The following is a 434-nucleotide window of genomic DNA, read 5'->3' as shown; positions in this document are numbered from 1 at the left end:
GTACGAAGCATCCTCGGCGACGTCCGCGACCTCCGGCTCACCCTCGACGATCAGGGTGGCCAGCGAGGCGATGGTCGGGTGCTGGTAGACGACGGTGGCGGCCAGCGTGATGCCGACCAGCTCCTCGATCTCGCCGGACAGCGCGACGGCGTCGCGGGACGACAGCCCGAACTCCTCCATCGGACGATCGTCGGAGATCTGACTCACCGGTTGCCCGGTGGCCTCGGCCACCCAGTTCCGTAGCCATTCGCGCAGCTGCGCGACTGTCATCTCTGTTTCAGCCATCACTCATCACGCTACCCGTCGGGAAGGAACTGGAAGTCACACGCTGTCGGGGAAGGCTGTCTGCGTGTATCCGCCGCGCAGGGTGCCCTCGATGTAAGCGGCCTTGCAGGCCCGCCGTGCGATCTTGCCGCTGGAGGTACGCGGGATCG

General features: G+C 66.6%; 1 protein-coding gene. It reads right to left on the bottom strand.

All coding sequences use genetic code 11. The features are described from left to right. On the bottom strand, positions 1-285 hold a 285-nt coding region (locus AC1DYG_RS19865; protein ID WP_477641566.1), incomplete at its 3' end, for an acyl carrier protein. Positions 286-434: the final 149 nt, after the last annotated feature.

The organism is Pedococcus sp. P1_H8 (assembly GCF_056405175.1).
This window is presented reverse-complemented; position numbering and strand designations above follow the sequence as displayed.